14 protein-coding genes are annotated in these 19,270 nt (G+C 61.0%); 5 read left to right on the top strand and 9 right to left on the bottom strand.

All coding sequences use genetic code 11. The annotated features are described in order from the left end of the window. Positions 1-145: 145 nt before the first annotated feature. The 3 genes from AC1D17_RS23765 to AC1D17_RS23755 all read right to left on the bottom strand — a co-directional run bounded on the left by AC1D17_RS23765 (position 146) and on the right by AC1D17_RS23755 (position 3,668). The gene (locus tag AC1D17_RS23765) at positions 146-862 is read right to left on the bottom strand and encodes a GntR family transcriptional regulator (RefSeq protein WP_477567767.1); all 717 of its coding nucleotides are present in this window, start codon (positions 860-862) and stop codon (positions 146-148) included. Positions 863-1,064: 202 nt separating this feature from the next. Then, positions 1,065-2,261, bottom strand: a complete 1,197-nt coding sequence (locus AC1D17_RS23760; RefSeq protein WP_477567766.1) for an amidohydrolase family protein — start codon at positions 2,259-2,261, stop codon at positions 1,065-1,067. A 33-nt stretch (positions 2,262-2,294) separates the two neighbouring features. Beyond that, positions 2,295-3,668, bottom strand: a complete 1,374-nt coding sequence (locus AC1D17_RS23755; protein ID WP_477567765.1) for an amidohydrolase family protein — start codon at positions 3,666-3,668, stop codon at positions 2,295-2,297. 161 nt (positions 3,669-3,829) lie between these two features. Here AC1D17_RS23755 and AC1D17_RS23750 point away from each other — a divergent pair, with 161 nt between their 5' ends. The 4 genes from AC1D17_RS23750 (at position 3,830) to AC1D17_RS23735 (ending at position 9,197) form a co-directional block, all read left to right on the top strand. Then, positions 3,830-5,401: an ABC transporter substrate-binding protein gene (locus AC1D17_RS23750; protein WP_477567764.1), complete on the top strand. Its 1,572-nt coding sequence runs from the start codon at positions 3,830-3,832 to the stop codon at positions 5,399-5,401. A gap of 198 nt (positions 5,402-5,599) precedes the next feature. Next, a complete protein-coding gene (locus AC1D17_RS23745) occupies positions 5,600-6,565 on the top strand; it encodes an ABC transporter permease (RefSeq protein WP_477567763.1) in 966 nt (321 codons plus the stop codon). After that, positions 6,565-7,461, top strand: a complete 897-nt coding sequence (locus AC1D17_RS23740) for an ABC transporter permease (RefSeq protein WP_477567762.1) — start codon at positions 6,565-6,567, stop codon at positions 7,459-7,461. The genes AC1D17_RS23745 and AC1D17_RS23740 overlap by 1 nt, the downstream gene beginning before the upstream one ends. After that, positions 7,461-9,197: a dipeptide ABC transporter ATP-binding protein gene (locus tag AC1D17_RS23735; RefSeq protein ID WP_477567761.1), complete on the top strand. Its 1,737-nt coding sequence runs from the start codon at positions 7,461-7,463 to the stop codon at positions 9,195-9,197. Before AC1D17_RS23740 ends, AC1D17_RS23735 begins: the two co-directional genes overlap by 1 nt. Positions 9,198-9,293: 96 nt before the next feature. Here the strand turns inward: AC1D17_RS23735 and ade are convergent, their stop codons facing one another. From ade to AC1D17_RS23720, 3 genes are all read right to left on the bottom strand, one after another. Then, positions 9,294-11,084 carry an adenine deaminase gene (gene ade, locus AC1D17_RS23730; RefSeq protein WP_477567760.1) on the bottom strand — a complete coding sequence of 597 codons (1,791 nt, stop codon included), beginning with the start codon at positions 11,082-11,084 and terminating at the stop codon, positions 9,294-9,296. Positions 11,085-11,142: 58 nt separating this feature from the next. Continuing rightward, positions 11,143-12,540, bottom strand: coding sequence for an NCS2 family permease (locus AC1D17_RS23725; RefSeq protein ID WP_477567759.1), 1,398 nt, complete (start codon positions 12,538-12,540; stop codon positions 11,143-11,145). 61 nt (positions 12,541-12,601) lie between these two features. Further along, positions 12,602-14,404 carry an adenine deaminase gene (locus AC1D17_RS23720; protein ID WP_477567758.1) on the bottom strand — a complete coding sequence of 601 codons (1,803 nt, stop codon included), beginning with the start codon at positions 14,402-14,404 and terminating at the stop codon, positions 12,602-12,604. A 107-nt stretch (positions 14,405-14,511) separates the two neighbouring features. Here AC1D17_RS23720 and AC1D17_RS23715 point away from each other — a divergent pair, with 107 nt between their 5' ends. Beyond that, positions 14,512-15,474 carry a LysR family transcriptional regulator gene (locus AC1D17_RS23715; RefSeq protein ID WP_477567757.1) on the top strand — a complete coding sequence of 321 codons (963 nt, stop codon included), beginning with the start codon at positions 14,512-14,514 and terminating at the stop codon, positions 15,472-15,474. Between the two features lie 39 nt (positions 15,475-15,513). Here AC1D17_RS23715 and AC1D17_RS23710 read toward each other — a convergent pair whose 3' ends face one another. The 3 genes from AC1D17_RS23710 to AC1D17_RS23700 form a co-directional block, all read right to left on the bottom strand. After that, a complete protein-coding gene (locus AC1D17_RS23710; RefSeq protein ID WP_477567756.1) occupies positions 15,514-16,680 on the bottom strand; it encodes an ABC transporter substrate-binding protein in 1,167 nt (388 codons plus the stop codon). 87 nt (positions 16,681-16,767) lie between these two features. Continuing rightward, complete coding sequence (locus AC1D17_RS23705) at positions 16,768-17,202, bottom strand: hypothetical protein (protein ID WP_477567755.1); 435 nt, start codon at positions 17,200-17,202, stop codon at positions 16,768-16,770. An 11-nt stretch (positions 17,203-17,213) separates the two neighbouring features. Beyond that, the coding region (locus AC1D17_RS23700) for a type I secretion C-terminal target domain-containing protein (protein WP_477567754.1) at positions 17,214-19,270 on the bottom strand (2,057 nt) is incomplete at its 5' end.

The following is a 19,270-nucleotide window of genomic DNA, read 5'->3' as shown; positions in this document are numbered from 1 at the left end:
AACCTGAAGGCCGCAGGTTCAAATCCTGCCCCCGCAACCAAATCAAAAAGCCCCAGGACAGAAATGTCCCGGGGCTTTTTGACGTTCTAGGACATGGCCAACCAAGGTCATCGGCTCGCTGCGCTAGCAGGGGATCGGAAGCGGCCTAGAGGCCCTCTTCCTTGGCGTAGGCAGCGAGAAGGTCCGGAAAGTCTCTTTCCGAACTGCTCTTCAGCAGCGCGCGCGTGGTTATGGCCTCGATGTGATGGTCCATCAATTCGCAGGCTTTTTCCCGATCATTGCGCGCCAGGGCGGCAATCAGCTCGCGATGCTCTGACACGGCGCAGTCGGAGGAATGAGGGCGGCCATAGAGCGACAGGATCATGGATGAGCGCGAAACCAGTTCGGTGACATACCGAGACAGGATACCGTTCTCCGTCAGCTCTGCGAGCAGGACATGGAACTCGCCGGCGAGCTGGATCGAGGTCGACGGGTTCTCAAGCCTTGCATTGTCTTCGGCGTCCACATGCGCTTCGAGCTGCTTGATCTGCTGGGCCGTCAGCTTGCCGATAAGGCTGTCGACCACCAAAGTCTCCAATGTGCGGCGCACTGCGAAAATGTTTCGGCCGTCCTCAAGGCTGGGCTGGCTGACGCAAGCCCCCTTGTGTGGGCGCAACTCGATCAGACCCTCGCCATTGAGCCGGGCCAGAGCCTGCCGCACAATTGTGCGACTGACACCGAGCCGCTCGCCGATCGAATCCTCGGGAAGTTTCGTACCTGCGGCCAGGGCCTGATCGAGAATGGCGCGCTTCAAGGTTCGGTACACCGCATCAGATTTGGATACCGCCGATTTCTGTTTGTTCTCGCGGAATTTGGGGGTCATGGTTGTCCTAAGGGTGTTGCCGATTGTATGCTTTGCAAGCGCTTGCCAAGCCGTGAATTGAAGACAACTACCACTGCATGACCCGAGCCGTAAAGGCATCGCCCGGCGGCAATGTCTGGCACGTGCGGACATTCCGCAAAGCGAGGCTTGACGCTGGCACGCGCGATCGAAAACATGTCTGCTTGACTCGATTGAGATGAACTCATTCGACGGGCAGTAGACCTCCAACGGGTGCTCCATTGCGCACCAGTATGCGGCCGCGGCGGATAACGGTGCGTTTCTGCGGTGTCAGCGCCACCGCTTCTGCCAACGTCCGTGCCCGCACCAGCACCAGGTCGCCGAAGCAGCCTTCAGAGAAGCCGTAACCGTCGATACCGATGGCCTCGGCACCGCCGAAGGTGCAGACACGGGCGGCTTCCGCAAGATCCTCATCCTTGGCCATGCCATTGCGCTGCGCCAGATATTTTGCCCGCTCCAGCATGTCGCCGTTGCCCCAGGGCTCCCACGTCCCCTGAATGCCGTCGGAGCCGGAGGCGACCATGACGCCGCATTGGCGCATCAGGCGCAGCGGCAAGGCCGGAGCCGAAGGGCTGCCAACCGTCATCACGGCGATCCGCTCCGCCGCCAGCGCCTCGATCAGCGTCCGCTGCCTATCGGGCTCTAACATGCCGAGACAATAGGCATGGCTGACCATCACCTTGCCTTGCAGCGACAGGACGCGGGTACGCTCGATGATGAGTTCGAGGCAGAAGGCGCCCAGCTCACCAAGTTCATGCAGGTGGATGTCGACCGGTTTTCCGTGACGATCCGCAAGCGCGAAGATCGCATCGAGATGACGCACCGGATCGCGTTCGATGGTCGCGGGATCGATGCCGCCGACGATGTCCGCGCCCGCCTTCAAGGCCGCCTCCATCAGCTCGAACGTGCCCTCGCGCGGCAACATGCCGCTCTGCGGAAAAGCAACGATCTGGACATCGACCAGGTCGCGCAGTCCCTCCCGGGTTTCAAGGACGCCTTCGATATTGGCGAGGCCGATCTCCGTATCTACATCGACGTGGCTGCGGATATGCAAGACGCCATAGGAAAGTGTCTGCATGATCTGGCGGGCCGATTGCCGGCGTGCGTCGATGCCGAGATCGCGTTTGGCCTTGCGGTCGGCGAGGATGCGGTCGTTGCGGGTCGGGCCGACCCGGTTCTCGAACCAGTTCATGCCGACAAGCGTCTTGTCGAGATGCGTGTGCGCCTCGACAAGTCCCGGCAAGGCGATATGCCCGGCCGCGTCGATCTCGAACGCAGTCCGATCGGCATTTGCCGAAGCGAACCGGCCGTCGCGGATATGAAGGTCCTGCGGCGGTCCACCGAACGGGCGGGCATTGCGTACAAGCATGTCTCCGGTCATCATTTGCTCCTATCGCTTGCCTCTGGGTGCCCCTTATGCATTGGGGAGCCCGGCGCGTTTCATTGCAAGCCGGAAGGCCCGTTCGGCGCGGTCGAGGATCGCGCCCTCGTCCTGCCCGATCAGTCGGCGCCCGCGCATCAGCACGCGCCCGCCGACAATGGTCGTGTCCACATCTGCCCCATTGGCGAAACGGGCCAGGCGTTGCACCGGATCGCGTGGTGGCCACAGGTGAGGCTGGCGCATGTTGAGGAGGAGCACGTCGGCGCGTTTGCCGATTTCGAGTGAGCCGATCTCGTCCTCCATCGACAATGCGTGCGCTCCGTTAATCGTTGCCATCTCCAGCAGTTGCAGAGGTGGCAGAACCGTATCATCACCGAAATGGCGCGCGTGGTAGCGATGCGCCTGGAACATGTTACGGAACATGTCGAAGGACCGGTCAGGGGCTGCGGCATCGGTGCCCAGCGAGACGACGACGCCCTGCCCCATAAGCTCGGGCGCCGGGCAGCGGCCATAGAGCGACATCAGCGCGCTCGGATTGTGCGCCACCTTGGCGCCGGTGCGCTTCAGGACCGCCCGATCCTCCTCGGTCAGATCGATGCAATGGGCGAGCAGCGATCGGTCGTCGAACAGGCCAAGCCGCGCATCATTGGCGGCAATGGATCCATCGCGATGGCCGTCCTGTACGAGGAGGACGCCCCTCTCCCGCGCGAGATCGCGCGTCTTGCGCGCCAATGTGTATACTGTTTCGTCCTGAAGTTCGTGAGCATCAAACACCGGCAGGGAGAAGACCACCCGCAGGCGGTCGTCCCGCCTCGCCCAATCGTCCACCAGCTGTGYCGCGACGTCGAGCTGCAAGTCAGGAGAGACGATGGCCTCCGTATACCCAGTCTGGCTATAATGCCGATACAGATGCTTTGGGCCCGGCCTGTTCGGGCCGACGGCAAGAATCTCCCGAACGCCCATTGCGGCCATGGCGGCGAGATGCGCCTCGGCCGCCTCCGGTGCCTCGCTGCGCATGATATCCGGCCCGCCGCCAAAGAGCAGCGCCGCGGTGGTCGTGCCACACCGGATTCGCTCGGCCGCCGACAAAGCCGCCTCCGCCGCCCAGAATTCCGGATCAGTCGCCTGGGCGTAGATACGGCCGGTGACGCTCATCCAGTCCTCGGATTCGCTGCCCAGCCCCTTGGTCAGCATATGTCCCGCATGCGCGTGCGTGTCGATGAGACCCGGCATGACCACCATGCCGGAAGCATTGATCCGCTCCGCCTGAACGTCCTTCGGAAGGCTCCCCGTCCCGATCGCAGCGATGCGTCCGTCTTCAATCAGCACATGACCGCCATCGAGAATGCGCCGGTTTGCGTCCATCGTCAGCACCACGCCGTTTTCGATCAGCAAGGACGTCGTCATCAAATTCTCCCCTGAATACCGCACGCGATCTTTTTTTGCGCGCACAGCCAAATACCACTTCTGCTATCTTGATATTGTACACACGACATGTACAGTCATTTTGGGAACAATTAGTATCTAAAAATGTCAACAATACGTATACATCAAAATGGGAGCGTGCTGTGAACGCCTATATGAAAACCCTTTTGGCAGGGCTTGCCATCCTCATCCCGCTTGCAACGCCGGGCGTTGCCAAGACGCTGCGCTGGTCATCCGCGGGCGACGTCATCTCGTATGATCCGAATGCCCAGGTCGACAGTTTCACCCAGAGCGTGCATCACATGGTGTTCGACCCGCTGGTCCGCCGCAACAAGGACCTGGTCCTCGAGCCGGCTCTCGCCACCTCCTGGGAAGTGATCGAGCCAACCCGCTGGCGCTTCAAGCTGCGACAGGGCGTCAAGTTCCATGAGGGGCAGCCGTTCAATGCCGACGACGTGGTCGCAACCATCCAGCGCCAGATCGATCCTGGCGCACGCAACCGGGAGAACCTCACCGCGGTGACCGGCGTGGAAAAGGTCGACGATTATACAGTCGATCTCATCCTGCGGGGCCCCTACCCGCTGCTGCTCAATGATCTTGCTGCCATCTACATGATGAGCAAGCCGTGGATGGAGGAGCATCAGGCGCTGAAGCCCGGCAACACCACCACGGGCGTCGTCACCTACGCCGCCAACCACGCCAACGGCACCGGCCCATTCAAACTGGTGAGCTACGAGCCGGATTCGCGTTCCGTCTTCGCCGTCAATGAAAACTGGTGGGACAAGCCGCAGCACAATCTGACGGGTGTAGAATTCCGTCCGATTGCCTCGGACGCCACCCGCGTGGCGGCCCTGCTGTCGGGCGAGCTTGACATGATCGCGCCGGTCCCGCTGCAGGATATCGACCGTATCAGCGGTACCGAAGGACTGAAAGTGGTAGAAAACCCGGCGCTTCGCGAAATCTTTCTTACATTCAGCTTCCGGCCGGAGCTGCACACCATGCCGGGCAAGGCCAATCCCCTGCTCGACCTGAAGGTACGCCAGGCGCTGTGGCACGCTATTGACATGAACACGATCCAGAAGCGGCTGATGCGCGGAAAATCCCGGATTTCCGGTATGCTGGTGGCACCGGAGGTAACCGGCTACGACAAGTCCATCGATGTGCCACTGCCCTATGATGCCGAGAAAGCGAAGGCGTTGCTGACCGAAGCCGGTTATCCGGAAGGGTTCAAGGTACAGCTTGYATGCCCGAACGACCGCTATATCGCCGACGAACAGATCTGCCTGGCGATCGCGTCCATGTGGGCGAAGGTCGGAGTCCAGACGGAGCTCAGCGTCGAAAGCAAAACGACCTATTTCCCTCGGACAGACAAGGGCGAATTCGACATCTTCATGCTTGGCTGGGCCTCTTTGCCGCCAATGGACGGCTACAGCGTGCTGCAGGCGCTGCTTGCGACAAATGACGGCACGTTCGGCGGCAGCAACACCAACGGCCTGTCCAATCCGGAAATCGACAAGCTGGCGCGCGCCGCATCTGTCGAACTCGACGAGGCCAAGCGCGTTGGCATGCTGAAGGACGCATTCCGGATTACCCACGACCAGGTGCTGTATCTGCCGCTGCATCAGCAGCCGGTGGCCTGGGCGATGAGCAAGGAAGTCGAAATCCCGCAGTTCCCGGACGAATATGTTCGTCCATGGTTCGCACATATGAACTAAAATCCCGGGTTCTTCCCGAGGCGCGACCCAGAGATAAATGATAAAGTATCACTGGGTCGCGCATTCTGCCCGGGGCGACAATCCCGGCGGACTTCAGCGGTTTCGGTCCGACTTGGACCGCATTCCGATAGTTGGACGACAGGAGGCAGTAGTGCGACCACAGGTCTGCCCCGCGCCCTGCCGGAAGAGGTTTTTCCGATGATCAGAATTCTGGCAGCAAGATTGTTTCAAGCCATCCTGGTGATGATTGCGGTGACCGCCATTGCCTTCATCATGTTCCGTTTCGTCGGTGATCCAGTCGCGACAATGGTGCGCGAAGGCGCCACCCAGGCGGAAAAGGATGCCCTTCGCTTCGCCCTCGGCCTCGACAAGCCGCTGGTTGTTCAATTCGTCGAATTCGTTTGGCGGGTGCTGCATGGCGATCTCGGCACCAGCTTCCGCTATCAGCAGCCGGTCTCCGGCCTGTTGCTCGGCCGTCTTCCGGCGACGCTGGAACTCGTCATGGTCGCCACCGTTCTGGCGCTTGCGATCGGGATTCCGCTCGGTGTGCTGTCGGCGCTGAAGCCCAATGCGATACTGACCCGCCTCATGCAATCGGCAACGCTGATGGGCATCTCCATGCCGACGTTCGTGACCGGGCTCCTCTTGATCCTGGTCTTTGCCGTCAACTTGCGTTGGCTGCCCTCGTCCGGTCGAGGGGACCTGGTCGATCTCGGCTTCTGGCAGACCGGGTTCCTCACCGTCTCAGGCCTCAAATCCCTGATCTTGCCGTCGATTACGCTGGCGCTGTTCCAGTTGACGCTGATCATGCGGCTGGTGCGTTCGGAAATGATCGACGTCCTCTCCTCCGACTACATTCGCTTCGCCTTCGCGCGCGGCCTGCCGAAATCCTACATCTACGGCAAACTGGCGCTGCGCAACGCGCTGATGCCGGTGGTCACCGTCACCGGGCTGCAGATCGGCCAGCTTGTCGCCTTCGCCATTGTCACCGAAACCGTGTTCCAATGGCCGGGCATGGGGCTGCTGTTCACCAATGCGGTCGGCTATCCGGATGTCCCTGTCCTGTCGGCCTATCTGCTGTTCGTCGGCTTTCTCTTCGTGTTCATCAACATGATCGTCGACATTCTCTACACCTTCATCGACCCCCGGCTGAGGACGCGATAATGACCCGGCAATCCCTGTTGCACCGGCTTCCCCCGGTTTCCGTGATGATCGCCAGTCTCGTTCTAGCGACCCTGCTGATCCTTGTCGTCTTCGCGCCGATGATCGCGCCGATGGACCCGCGCGACGTCTCCTCCTATTCGCTGATGGACATGGAAATTCCGCCGGTCTTCGTGGATGGCGGCGACCCGCGTTTCCTGCTTGGCACCGACAACCAGGGCCGTGACCTGGTGTCGGTCATCCTGTTCGGGCTCAGAATCTCGGTGCTGATCGGCATCGGCGCGGTTCTGTTCGCCGCTGTGACCGGCGTCGTCCTCGGGCTGATCGCCGGTTATTTTGGTGGCATCCTCGACAGTATCGTCATGCGCATCGCCGACGTGCTCGTCAGTTTCCCGACCATTCTCGTTGCTCTGCTGATCAGCGGCATCGCCCGCGCGCAACTCGGTGCGGACACGGTGCTCGCCTGGGCGCCCCTCATTTTGATCTTTGCGATCTCCGTGAATGAATGGGTGCAATATGCCCGMACGGTGCGCGCCTCGACCATGGTCGAGGTCTCGCGCGACTATGTGCGCGCCGCCAAGGTGATAGGCCTGCCGTCCGGCCGTATCATGGGGCGCCACATTCTGCCCAATGTCATGAGTTCGGTCATGGTTATCGCCACCATCAACCTTGCCGGCGCAATCCTCACCGAAGCAACGCTTTCCTTCGTCGGCGCCGGCATGCCGCCGACCTATCCCTCGCTCGGCACACTGATCCGCATCGGCAACCAGTTCCTGTTCTCCGGCCTGTGGTGGATCGCGGTGATGCCCGCGGCAGTGCTGGTCATTCTCGTTCTCGCGGTCAACGTCGTCGGAGATTACCTGCGCGATCGTTTCAACCCAAAACTGATGGCGCGCTGATGACAAACTCCCCTCCCCTCGTCCTCGACATCAGCAACCTGAGGGTCGAATATCCGCTTGCCAACGGCACGACGCTGACGGCGGTCGACAATTTCGACCTGACCATCCAGCCTGGTGAGATCCACGCACTCGTCGGCGAATCCGGCGCCGGCAAAACCACTGTCGGCAATGCGCTGATGGGCCTGTTGCAGGCCCCCGGCAAGATCGTTTCCGGCTCGATCAACATTGCCGGCAAACCGATCGACCTGCGTACCGGGCGTACCGAAGGTATCGTTCCGGGGCGCGATGTCGGGGCGATCTTCCAGGATCCAATGACCAGCCTCAACCCGCTGTTTACCGTCGAAAGCCAATTGTGCGAGGGTATGCTCGCCCATATGAAGATCAGTGGGCGCGAGGCGCGCGCACGCGCGCTTGAACTGATGAAGGCCGTCGGCATTCCCGAACCGGAGCGCCGGCTGGGCAGCTATCCGCACCAGCTTTCGGGTGGCCAGCGCCAGCGCGTGGTCATTGCCACCGCCCTTGCCTGCGCCMCAAAATTGATCGTTGCCGACGAGCCAACGACGGCACTTGACGTTTCGGTGCAGGCGCAGATCCTCAAGCTTATCCGCGATCTCGCCGACCAGCGCGGCGTCGGCGTGCTGCTCGTCACCCACAACATGGGCGTCGTCGCCGAAATAGCCGACCGCGTCACCATCATGCAAAACGGCGCGATTGTCGAAAGCGGTCCTGCACGCACCGTGCTGACTGAACCGAAGGCGCCCTATGCCCGCACGCTGATCTCGGCGGTTCCACCGATTGACACGCGCCTCGACCGTCTGCCGGTTCCGAGCGAGGAAACAAAGGCAACCCTGGAAGCGCGGGATGCCGTGCGCCGCAACAACGATAAGGGGAGTGCCGGCCGCAGCGACGAAATCGTCCTGAACGTGCGTGATCTGTGCGTCGAATACGGCAAGGGGTCGCTGCTGCCCGGCCGCAAGGCCTCGGTGTTCAAGGCGGTCAAGGGTGTGTCCTTCGACGTCCGCCGCGGCGAGATTTTCGGCCTTGTCGGCGAATCGGGTTGCGGCAAGACGACGGTCGCCAACACAATCGCCGGCCTCGTCACCCAGAGTTCAGGCGAGATCGATTTTCAAGGGGAAGCGCTCGGCGGCAAACGCAACCGCTCGGTGCGCCAGTCGCTGCAAATGGTGTTTCAGGATCCCTATTCCGCACTCAACCCGCGGCTTCGCATCAACGCGGCCATCGCCGAGCCGATCCTGTTCTACAAGCTCGCTTCCAATGCCGGCGAGGCACAACAGGATGCTCGCACGCTCCTGGAAGCGGTCGGCCTGCCAAGCGACGCCGGGCTCCGCTTTGCCCATGCCTTCTCCGGCGGCCAGCGCCAGCGCATCGCGATCGCGAGGGCGCTCGGCCCGCGTCCCTCCCTGTTGATCTGCGACGAGCCCACGTCTGCGCTCGACGTTTCGGTACAGGCGCAGCTTCTCAACCTCCTCAAGGACCTGCGTGATCTCGCCGGCCTCTCCATGCTGTTCATCAGCCATGACCTGGCAGTGATCCGCCAGATGTGCGACCGCGTCGCCGTCATGAAGTCGGGGGAGATCGTCGAACTCGCCGAGACTGAAACCCTGTTTGTCGCGCCAAAGCACGAATACACGCGCGAGCTTCTGCGCCTTGCGCCGTCGCTGGAGCGGATTCTCGATCGGGAGGCCGTTCCCAGGAATATCGAAAGCCATAACTGATATCCTGATCCCCAACGGAACCGTCATTGCTGTCGACCAGGAAGAGGTTCATCGGCCGCTCCCTGCCGGCGGCCGATGTTCGGTGAGCCAATCCCGCTATGCAAGTACGACATCGACCTTCTGGAAGGTGCGGACGTCGATCAGTCCCTTGTCGGAGATGCGCAGCTCGGGAATGACGACAAGCGCCAGCAGGGAATGCTGCATGTAGGCGTTGTTCAATTTGCAGCCGCAGGTGCGCATCGCCTCGACGATCGCGGCTGCCTTGTCAGCTACGATCTCGGCGCGCTGATCGGACATCAGCCCGGCCACCGGCAACTCGACCAGCGCCAGTTCCTTGCCCCCCTTGATGACGACGATGCCGCCGCCGGCTTCGTGCAGGCGGTTTGCTGCCTGCGCCATGTCGTCCTTGTTGGTGCCGACCACGATCATGTGGTGGCTGTCATGGGCAACGGTGCTGGCGACCGCGCAATCACTATCGTAACCGAAGCCGGAAACGAAGGCATTGACCACCTCGCCGGTGGCACGGTGGCGCTCCACCAGGGCGATCTGGCAGACGTCGTTGCCACGGTCCATGTCGATCAGGCCCGCATTGACGGCAAGTTGCGCCTGCAGGGCTCGTGTCGGCGCCTGGTTTTCGACGACTCCAATGACATTTACCCGCACATTCGAAGCATCGGCAGAATGCCGGATATCGAAGTCCCGTGCCGTCAGGGTCTTGCCGAGATGAACGGTGTCGCGCGCGCTTGCCGGATAGACGAAGGGTGGAATGTCGGCCACAAGAGCACCCGTTTCGGCCAGCAATTCACCACGCGCAAACACCATCTCGATCGGCAGCGTTGCCAAGTCCGACGTCACGATAAGGTCGGCCCGGCGGCCCGGCGCAATCGAGCCAAGTTCGCGCTCGAGGCTGAAATGCTGGGCGGTATTGAGCGTCGCCATCTGGATAGCGGTCACGGGCTTCAACCCTTGCGCAATGGCGTGCCGGACGACGCGGTTCATGTGGCCGTCGTGGACGAGCGTGCCGGAATGGCTGTCGTCGGTGCACAGCAGGAAATTGCGCGGGTCGATACCGCGCTCGGTGATGGCCTTGACCTGCGCGGCGACGTCGTACCAGGCAGAGCCAAGCCGGAGCATGGCCCGCATCCCCTGCCGCACGCGGGCAATTGCGTCCTCGACGGTGGTGCCTTCATGATCGTCTGCCGGTCCGCCGGCGGCATAGGCATGGAATTCGCGGCCGAGATGTGGCGAGGCGTAGTGTCCGCCGACGGTCATTCGCGCATCCTGGGTTGCCGCGATCTCGGCGACCATTTTCGGATCGTTTGCGGCGACGCCCGGAAAGTTCATCATCTCGCCAAGGCCGATGATGTTCGGCCAGCTCAGGGCTTCGGCCACGTCCTTGGCCGAAAGCTCAGCACCCGCCGTCTCAAGGCCTGGCGCGCTCGGCACGCAGCTTGGAACCTGCACATAGACGTTGATCGGCAGGCTCTGCGCCTCGTCGTTCATCAGCCGCACGCCGGCAAGGCCGAGCACGTTGGCGATCTCGTGCGGATCGATGAACATCGTCGTCGTGCCGTGCGGAATGACGGCGCGTGCAAATTCCGTGACGGTGACGAGACCACTTTCGACATGCATATGCGCATCGCAGAACCCCGGCACCAGATAGCGCCCAGCGGCATCGACGACCTTGGTGTCTTTGCCGATGGTATGGCTGGCATCGGCGCCGACATAGGCAAAGCGGCCGGCTTTGACGGCGATGTCGGTGTGCGCAATGATCTCGCCGGAATAGACGTTGACCCATCGTCCGTTGCGGATCACCAGATCGGCGGGTATGCGGCCCATGGCGACGTCGACGAGCTCGGGTGCGGTCCTCGACCAGGATTGAAGCATGACAGTTTCCTTCGAATGGAGACGGTACCGGCGCCCGCCCGGGGCGCCGGCAGGCAGTCTACTGGATCTGTGCGACGAGCGCCGTCGCGAGCAGGGCAACAAACCACATCACCGGCTTTACATCGCCGGGGCGGCCGCAGACCAGCTTGATCAGCACATAGGAAATGATCGCCAGCGACAGCCCGAGCGTGATCGAGAAAGTCAGCGGGATCAGGACGATGGCAAGGAAGGCCGGAAGCGCCTCGTCGAGATCGGTCCAGCGGATCCTGCTCATCGGCTCGGACATGAAGAGCCCGGTGAGGATCAGGACCGGTGCCGTGGCAACTGCGGGCACCAGCGAGAGAAGCGGCGACAGGAACAGGAACGGTACGAAGAGGAGACCGGCGACCAATGCGACGAGCCCGGTGCGGCCGCCTTGCGCGATGCCAGCGCCCGATTCCAGATAGACAGTGGCGGGGCTGGTGCCGAGCGGCGCCGAGATCAGGGCCGCGACAGCATCGACATGCATCGATTCCTTGATGTTGCGCGGCATTCCCTGCTCGTCCTTCAAATCGGCCGCCTCGGCAAGACCGAGGAAGGTCGACAGAGCCTCGATGAAGTTGGTGAACAGGAACACGAAGATGAAGGGAATATAGGCAAGGCTGAGTGCGCCGACGAGATCGATCTGGCCGATGAAGCTGAAGTCGGGCGCGGCCGAGAAGCCACTCCAGTTGACCAGCGTATGAACGTCGGGCGTTTCCGGCGAGAAGGCGCTGCCGTCGCCCCACCAGCGCCCGATCGGAACGGCCAGAATGGTGGTAAGGATCATGCCGGCCATCATCGCGCCGGGCACGCGCCGGACGACCAGGGCGACCGTCAGGATGAAGCCCGCAATGAAGGTCAGCGTGACCGGATTGAATGTCGTCAAAGCGACGATCGTATCCGGATTGGCCACGATGAACTTGGCATTTTCGAAGCCGATCAGGGCAATGAACAGGCCGATGCCGCAGGCGATGCCATAGCGAAGATCGACCGGGATCGCCTCGATGATCGTTTGCCGCAGATTGAAGAAGGCCATGATGGTGAAGAGCACCCCGGCCCAGAATACGCAGCCAAGCGCGATCTCGAGCGGTACGTTGGCACCGACGACCATCGTATAGGCAAAGAGCGCATTGATGCCCATGCCCGGCGCAACGAGGATGGGGCTGCGCGCGTAAAGTCCCATGGCACAGCTGCCGATGAAGCTGACGAGCACGGTCGCGGTGACCCCGGCCGAGAACGGGATGCCCGCATGCGCGAGGATCGATGGATTGACGACGATCACATAGGATGCGGCGAGAAAGGTGGTCAGCCCGGCGAGAATCTCGGTGCGGATGGTCGATCCGAATTTCGAGATCTGGAAATAGCGGTGAAGCAGGCTGGCGAGCCATGAGGCCTTGCCAGAAGCAGGTTCCACCGTTTTCGGTTGATAGTTCATTGTTGTTCCCCTTTTTTTGAAACGACGAAGGGGCCGACAGTGCCGGCCCCTTTTTATCTGTTTATTCCGCGGCGGCAACCCGCTCCGTCCCGCCACCGTTCCCGGCGAGCGGCGAGATCACCTTGAGGTGAACGCAATCGACGACGCCGAGATCGGTGATGGCATATTCAGGGATCGCCGTGATCTGCAAAACGAACATGTACATGAACGGCCAGGGCAGCGGGCAGCCGAGATCGCGCGCGGCGTCGTCCAGTTCTTCCTCCAGCGCCGCCATTTCGCACGGCTCGATATCGGAGACGATGCCGCCGATTGGCAGATGCAGGAAGGCGACGACCTCGCCGTTCTTGACCACCACCTGGCCGCCATGGTTGGCGATCAGGTGGTTGATGGCGATGCGCATGTCTTCTGGGTTCGCGCCGATGCAGATGATGTTGTTGTCGTCAGGCGCCGTCGAGCTGGCAATTGCGCCTTCCCGCAGTCCGAAGCCCGAGGTAAAGGCAACCGGCCGGTTGCGGGTCTTGCCGTAGCGCTCGACCACGGTGACGTACTGGATATCCTTAGCCGGGTCGGCGAGCACGCAGCCATCCTTCACCGCCAGCGTGACGTCGCGGCGCGTGCGCACGAAGATCTTTTCCGGCGTCACGGCAATCGCCATCGCTTCGGCTCTGTCACCGGCGCCGGTGTAGCGCACCCGGAGGTCATCGAGCTCGAGCGGCGCCACCTTCATTGACGTCAGCAAGGCGGCACTGCGCTGCGGCGGCGCGAGATCGATAACCATCCGGCCAGCACGCGCCACTTCCTCGCCCTTGGCGATAACGGCTTCGATCTTGAACTCGCGCAGATCGTTGACAAGCAGGATGTCGGCGGCGCGACCCGGCGAAATCGAGCCGACCTTGTCGTCGATCCGCAGTGCGTCGGCACCGTTGATCGTTGCCATCTGGATTGCCGCCATCGGCGAAATGCCCATGGCGATCGCCATGCGCACCATGTTGTCGAGATGGCCGCGCTTCAGGATGTCGCTGGCGACGACGTCGTCGGTGCAGAAGCTGATGCGGCGCAAGGCCTTAGCGCCCATCTCGGTGACGATGCGCAGATTGTCCTCGAGAAAGTGGGAGATCGAGGATTCGCGCACCACGACATGCATGCCGGCCCGCAGCTTCTCGAGCATTTCTTCGGGCGAATAGCTTTCGTGGTCGGCGCGCACCCCGGACTGCTGGTAGCCGTTCAGCCGCGCGCCGCGGGTCATCGGGCAGCAGCCGAGGACCGGCAACCGGCTCTTTTCCGCCAACTCAAGGGCAGCAAGCACGTCGCTGTCTTCTTCCTGGATGAATTCACGCACCGTTTCCCAGATACCGACGCACTCCGGCCAGTGATGCGTGGCCTGGTGGTCGGCCGGGCTGAAATAGTGCCCAACGGTTGAGCGCGGCATCGTATAGGGGGTTTTGCAGGGCGCACCCCAGAACACCTTGAGCGGCGTCTGCTTGGCTTCGTCGAGGAATTCGCGCGCGGCGTCCGGTCCGCCGACGACGATGATCTGGTCGAGGCCAGTGACGATCGACGTGGTGCCGAGCGGAACGACAGCCTTGGCAAAGCTGGTCAGCGACATCTTCGAGCACTCGACGTGCAGGTGTCCGTCGATCATGCCCGGCGTCAAATACTTGCCCGTCGCATCGACGATCTTGGTTTGCGGCCCGATATAGGCGGAGATGTCGCCGACGGCGATGATACGCTCGCCATAGATCGCAACGTCCGCCTGATAGATCTCTTCCGACACGACGTTGACGAGCCTGCCGCCGCGAATGGCCAATGTCGCCTTGCCGCCGGTGCCCGATGCTGCGCGGATGAATTCTCTGATGTTGCTCACTGATACCTCTCCCTTAGCGTCGGTGAATAGTCCCAGTTTGATTTCGTTTGTACAATGGGCCGAAATTGCGTATTTGTCGGACATATCATCCAAGATTTTGGACGAAAATGGACCTTTCGCTTCTCGACTGCTTTGTAAAAGTCGCCGATTCCCGTTCGATTTCAGCGGCTTCGCGGTTGCACCGACTGCCGAAATCGACCCTCAGCCACAAGATCCGCCAGTTGGAAGACGAGTTCGGCATCGAGCTCTTCGTGCGCGAGGGACATCAGCTTCACCTAACGGACGCTGGCGCCGAATTCCTGCGCTATGCCCGGCTCATTCAATCGAATTGCGAGGACGCGGCAACGGCGATGGCCGAGATGCGCCAGGAGGTTGCAGGCACGCTGAGGGTCGGCTCGACCGGCGAATTCGGCACGACGATTACCTCCGAACTGCTTTACGCGTTTCGGCAGCAATATCCGCAGGTCAATCTCGACGTGGTATTCCTGAGTTCCCGGCAGCCCTTCTCCGATGTCACCGAGCAGGCGCTCGACGGAATCTTTCACTGGGGCGAGCCTTCCGACGTCGATTATATCAGCCGGCGGCTCTCGGTTTCGTCATACGGCCTCTTTGCCAGCGCCGACTATATCGCCCGGCACGGCGCGCCGGCCAACCCCGACGACCTGACCGGTCATCGCGGCCTGGTCTTTCGCCAGCCGACGCGGCTTCAATCCTGGTATCTGACGCGGGAGGGCGAGGCCGAGATCGACCTGCTACCGGCAGCGACCTGCACCACCAACGACTACTGGACGATCAAGTATTTCGCGGTCGCGGGCGAAGGCATTGCCTACCTGCCGGAATTCTTCGTGGAGACGGAGCGGCAGGCCGGCCTGCTCCTGCCCGTGCTTGCCGAATGGAATTCGCCAAAGACAGCAATCAACCTGATCTATTCGCGCCGCCGACATGTCTCCAAGCGGTTCAAGGCATTTGTCGAATTCTGTGTCGATTTCTACCGCAATCGCGATCGCATGAGCATCCCGCGCTATTATGTCGAGAAAGTCAGTTTCTCTGTCCCTGCTCCGGCAAAATAGCGGCTTGCCCCTTGTCGTAGCTTTCAGTCTATCATGGCGTTAAAACGATCGCGGTGCTGGATCAATCAGTTTCAGATCCGCACTCTGGACATCGTAGATAGAACAGGTTCTGCGGACTGAACCGTCCGCTTCAAAGCGGAATGCGGCGGCGGCGCCAAGGAAGCCATTCGGCGATTTGATGTTTTTTGCCGTTAGTCCGTCGGGACCGTTGGTGCGGAGAAGTCCAGCCGTCAGGGCTATGATGTCGAACCCATAGGCGGCATCCTCACCAGCTGTCCGCTCATAGCGCTGGAGGTAGGCCTTTGTCATGCGCGATCCGCCCTCTGGGCCAAATAGGCAAAGCTTGCTTCCAGCAAACTCCGGACGTTTATAGGCAGCGGACGTCCAATTCGAACTCCCGATAACAACAGCGTTTGGCTTAAGGTACCCATTCGCGCGAAGGCGCGAGAGCACCCCTACATCCGCATCAGTCGCGCCGATCAATAGTACAGCGTCAGTGTCCTTGATCTGAGGCGCCGAGGCAGCATCTCCCGGGAACGTGGCCGCGCTTGTTGTGACCAGAGCGGGCTTGATCTTATAGCTTGAGAGGCCACGATCCAGCCGTTGGCGCTCGCGCGCAGTCAGATCTGGGGGGGTGAGCACGAGGAGATGCGCTCGCCCAGAGGCTGCGGCATAGGAGGCGCCTTCCACTGCACTGTCTATGCGGTCGGAGGTGAAATAAAAAGTATCAGGCGAACTCCCCGATGCATCCGCGCGCAATAGGAGCAGGGGAACATGATGCGTCCCCAGTGCCTCCCGGATGACGCCGACGGGCTCGCTGGCAACCGAAACGGCGACGAGTTTTACGCCTTGCTCGCCAAGCCGCCTGGCCGCATCGCGCATTTGCTCTTGCGAACCATCCGTGTTTTCCACCAGCAACGACAAGTCTGTACTTGCCAGTTCGTGTACGGCCAGCGCCGCGCCGTCCCGGATATCCCGCTCCCGCTTGCTTTGGCCGTCCGGTGCCATAAGCGCAGTGATCAGACCAACGCGTGTCGGGCCGTTTCCGACGGTTTCCTGGGGTCCGGTCGGATGGGCCGCTGCCCGCCGCGCTTCGCGTGCCTGCGGCGACTCAAGGTCAAGAACATCCTGCGTGGCTCCCTGGCAGCCCGCAAGCCAGGCAAACGTCATGGCGCTTAGGACTGCAAGCAACAATCTCGTCGCCATGCGCGTTCTCGATGCACTAATCATCGGCATTCCTGATGTCGAACTGGGTATTGATTGCGGACGGCCCCGAAGCCGCGACCTGCCCGCTCAGTTCATGAAGCTTAGCATTTTGGCGTGAAAGCAGTCGCATTTGGCGATGTATTCCTCGTCACGCCAATTGGATTGAAGATACCCATATGCCTTTCCACAGGCGACCTTGGTTTCCGAGGCCCATACGAAGGTCGGCCGTGTCGATGATATCCATTGCGGGTCTTGCGCAACCGCAATCGCGCGATCCATGCGCGCGACGACTTCCTTCTTGAGGAAGGCGACATCCTGGTCTGTCGTGAGAGAGGCGTCGTTCCAATCGGCACATTGCCGGGCAATTGGTTGAGCATCGACCACGAGGTCGGCGGCCTGACTGACTATGGGTGTAGCGGCAATAACAGCCGCGACGAAGATAGACTTAATCATCAAAAGGTCCCCCTCCGGAACTTCCAGTGCGTTTGCATGTTTGACATGAACTTGAAGAATGTAAAGCACCTCAACGTGGATCAGACCTCGCCCGTGGTCTTGACGCCGTTCTCGTGGAAGAGGATTTTGACGACGTCATCGGACACCGAGAAGTTTTCCAGTACCGCTACCGTCTGCCAGCCGGCTCCGTTTCCGGCGCTGCCGTCCGTATCGACCTGCAAAGTGGCGTTGTTTCCACCAGCGTCCTGAACTCTGACAAAGTTATTCTCAAGCGTGGTCCCAACTGGAAGATCGCTGAGCAGCGCCGTCAGGTCGACGACATCACCCTGGGCCGCATTGTAGTCAGCGATGACATCGTCGATACCGATCTGCGTTTCATTGTCGGCGATAACGAAGGTGTCGGCGCCACCACCTCCGGTCATCCGATCCGATCCGGCGCCGCCGTGGATTTGATCGGCAAACGCGCTACCGCCCAGGATATCGTCGTGATCCGATCCGATGATCCCCTCGATATTGCGGTAAATGTCGATACCCAGGCCGGCTCCGGAGAGGTTGACGCTGGTATTGGTCGCCGACTGCACCAATGTAAATGTCACGCCGGATGAAGCTGCTGACAGATCGAGGAGGTCGATACCCGTACCACCGTCGACGATATCGTTTCCGCCGCCACCGTTCAGCGTATCGTTGCCGCCTCCACCGTTGATCACATCGTTTCCACCGCGGCCTTCAATGATATCGTCGAGCGCTCCGCCCGTGAGATTGTCGTTCCCGGACGTTCCGTAGATAAGATTGGATTTGGTGTTGTCGCCGACAACAACGATCCCCGGATCACCCGGATCGTTGTAGAAGAATTCAAATTGCGCCAAGCGGCCCTGGAAGTTACCGCCGTTATTGTCGCGATAGTTCAATATCCATTGGTCGCCGGCGCTGGCCGGGTCACTCTGCAGGAATTGTGCAAGTGTCGTGGAGGTCGCAACACCGGCGCCGTTCAGCAGGAAAATGTTTGCGTAGTTTGCCGTGGCCGCCATGTTGCCGGAGGCTGAATCGAAGAACCAGCTCTGTTCAAACTTGGCCGCAGTCGTATCTGCTTCGACCACGACAAATTTGTTGGTGCCGATCCAGAGCTCAACCTGCAACTCCCTTTCACGGGCACTGCCCGCACTGTTGCCGCCGAACCCGTTCGGATCGCGTTCGCCTACCGGAACCGGGGAAGCAAATGGAGCCTGCTGAAAATCAGTCAGGACCTTGATCGTGGCCCCCGACAAATTGCCACTGATACCATCGACGAACCCCTGGGAAAGGGTCAGAGTCGTATGGAAATCATTCCCCGAGTTCAAAGAACTGTTACCGTCACCGACTGTGGCTGATGTGGCGGGCAAGCGGTTTGGTGCGACTTCATTTATGACAACTGAGTATGGCGTTGCCACAGTCCCGTCACTTGCTTGCAGATTGAGTGTTACCGATGTGGTGTCGTTGACGGTAGCGGTTGGTCGATAGACGAGATCGTCCAGCAGATTGACGCCTGCGGACGGGTTGTACAGGACTGTCCCGTTTGTGACCGCGACATAGCTGCTGCCGTTGAAGTAGAATACACCGTTGGGTGCATTGGTTGCGGTCACGGTGACATTCTCGCCGTCGACATCCGTCGGCACCGACGCGTGCATCGGATAGCCGTTCGCATAGTCCAACCCTTTTTGTGCCGGATCGCTTGGCAGCCACACACAGGTACTTGCGGCCACCGGCCCGTCATTCGCGCCGTTGATGGTGACCGTAACGGTCTCGTTATCGGTTGCCCCTTTGTCGTCGGTGACGAGAACCTGATAACTCAACGTCAGCGTCTCGCCCGCATCAAGGAACTGAACCAGCGCATTCGTAACTTGATAGTTCCAGCCAGTATTGCTTGCGGTGAAGCCGCTTGCCAGGGTGTTCATTTGAGCTTGGGTCAGCGCCCCTGCACTCCATACCGGTTGGCCGATTGGTGTGCTCGTTACCGTGAGCGTGTGACTGTTATCGACATCGCTGACGCTGATTGCTCCACTTGCCGTTAGATTGCCGCCAACAACGTTGACGTCTTCCGTCATCGAGCCCGTCTGGTTGGCAAGCATCACCGGCGCATCGTTGGTGCCGTTGATGGTGA

Source organism: Pararhizobium sp. P1_E7 (assembly GCF_056405855.1).
Note: the sequence above shows the minus strand (reverse complement) of the source record. Positions and strands in the feature narration are given on the sequence as shown.

Coding starts and splice junctions, on each gene's coding strand:
- AC1D17_RS23715 (WP_477567757.1), top strand. CDS start 14,512: ATGGACCTTTCGCTTCTCGACTGCTTTGTAAAAGTCGCCGATTCCCGT.
- AC1D17_RS23745 (WP_477567763.1), top strand. CDS start 5,600: ATGATCAGAATTCTGGCAGCAAGATTGTTTCAAGCCATCCTGGTGATG.
- AC1D17_RS23765 (WP_477567767.1), bottom strand. CDS start 862: ATGACCCCCAAATTCCGCGAGAACAAACAGAAATCGGCGGTATCCAAA.
- AC1D17_RS23725 (WP_477567759.1), bottom strand. CDS start 12,540: ATGAACTATCAACCGAAAACGGTGGAACCTGCTTCTGGCAAGGCCTCA.
- AC1D17_RS23710 (WP_477567756.1), bottom strand. CDS start 16,680: ATGGCGACGAGATTGTTGCTTGCAGTCCTAAGCGCCATGACGTTTGCC.
- ade (WP_477567760.1), bottom strand. CDS start 11,084: ATGCTTCAATCCTGGTCGAGGACCGCACCCGAGCTCGTCGACGTCGCC.
- AC1D17_RS23760 (WP_477567766.1), bottom strand. CDS start 2,261: ATGACCGGAGACATGCTTGTACGCAATGCCCGCCCGTTCGGTGGACCG.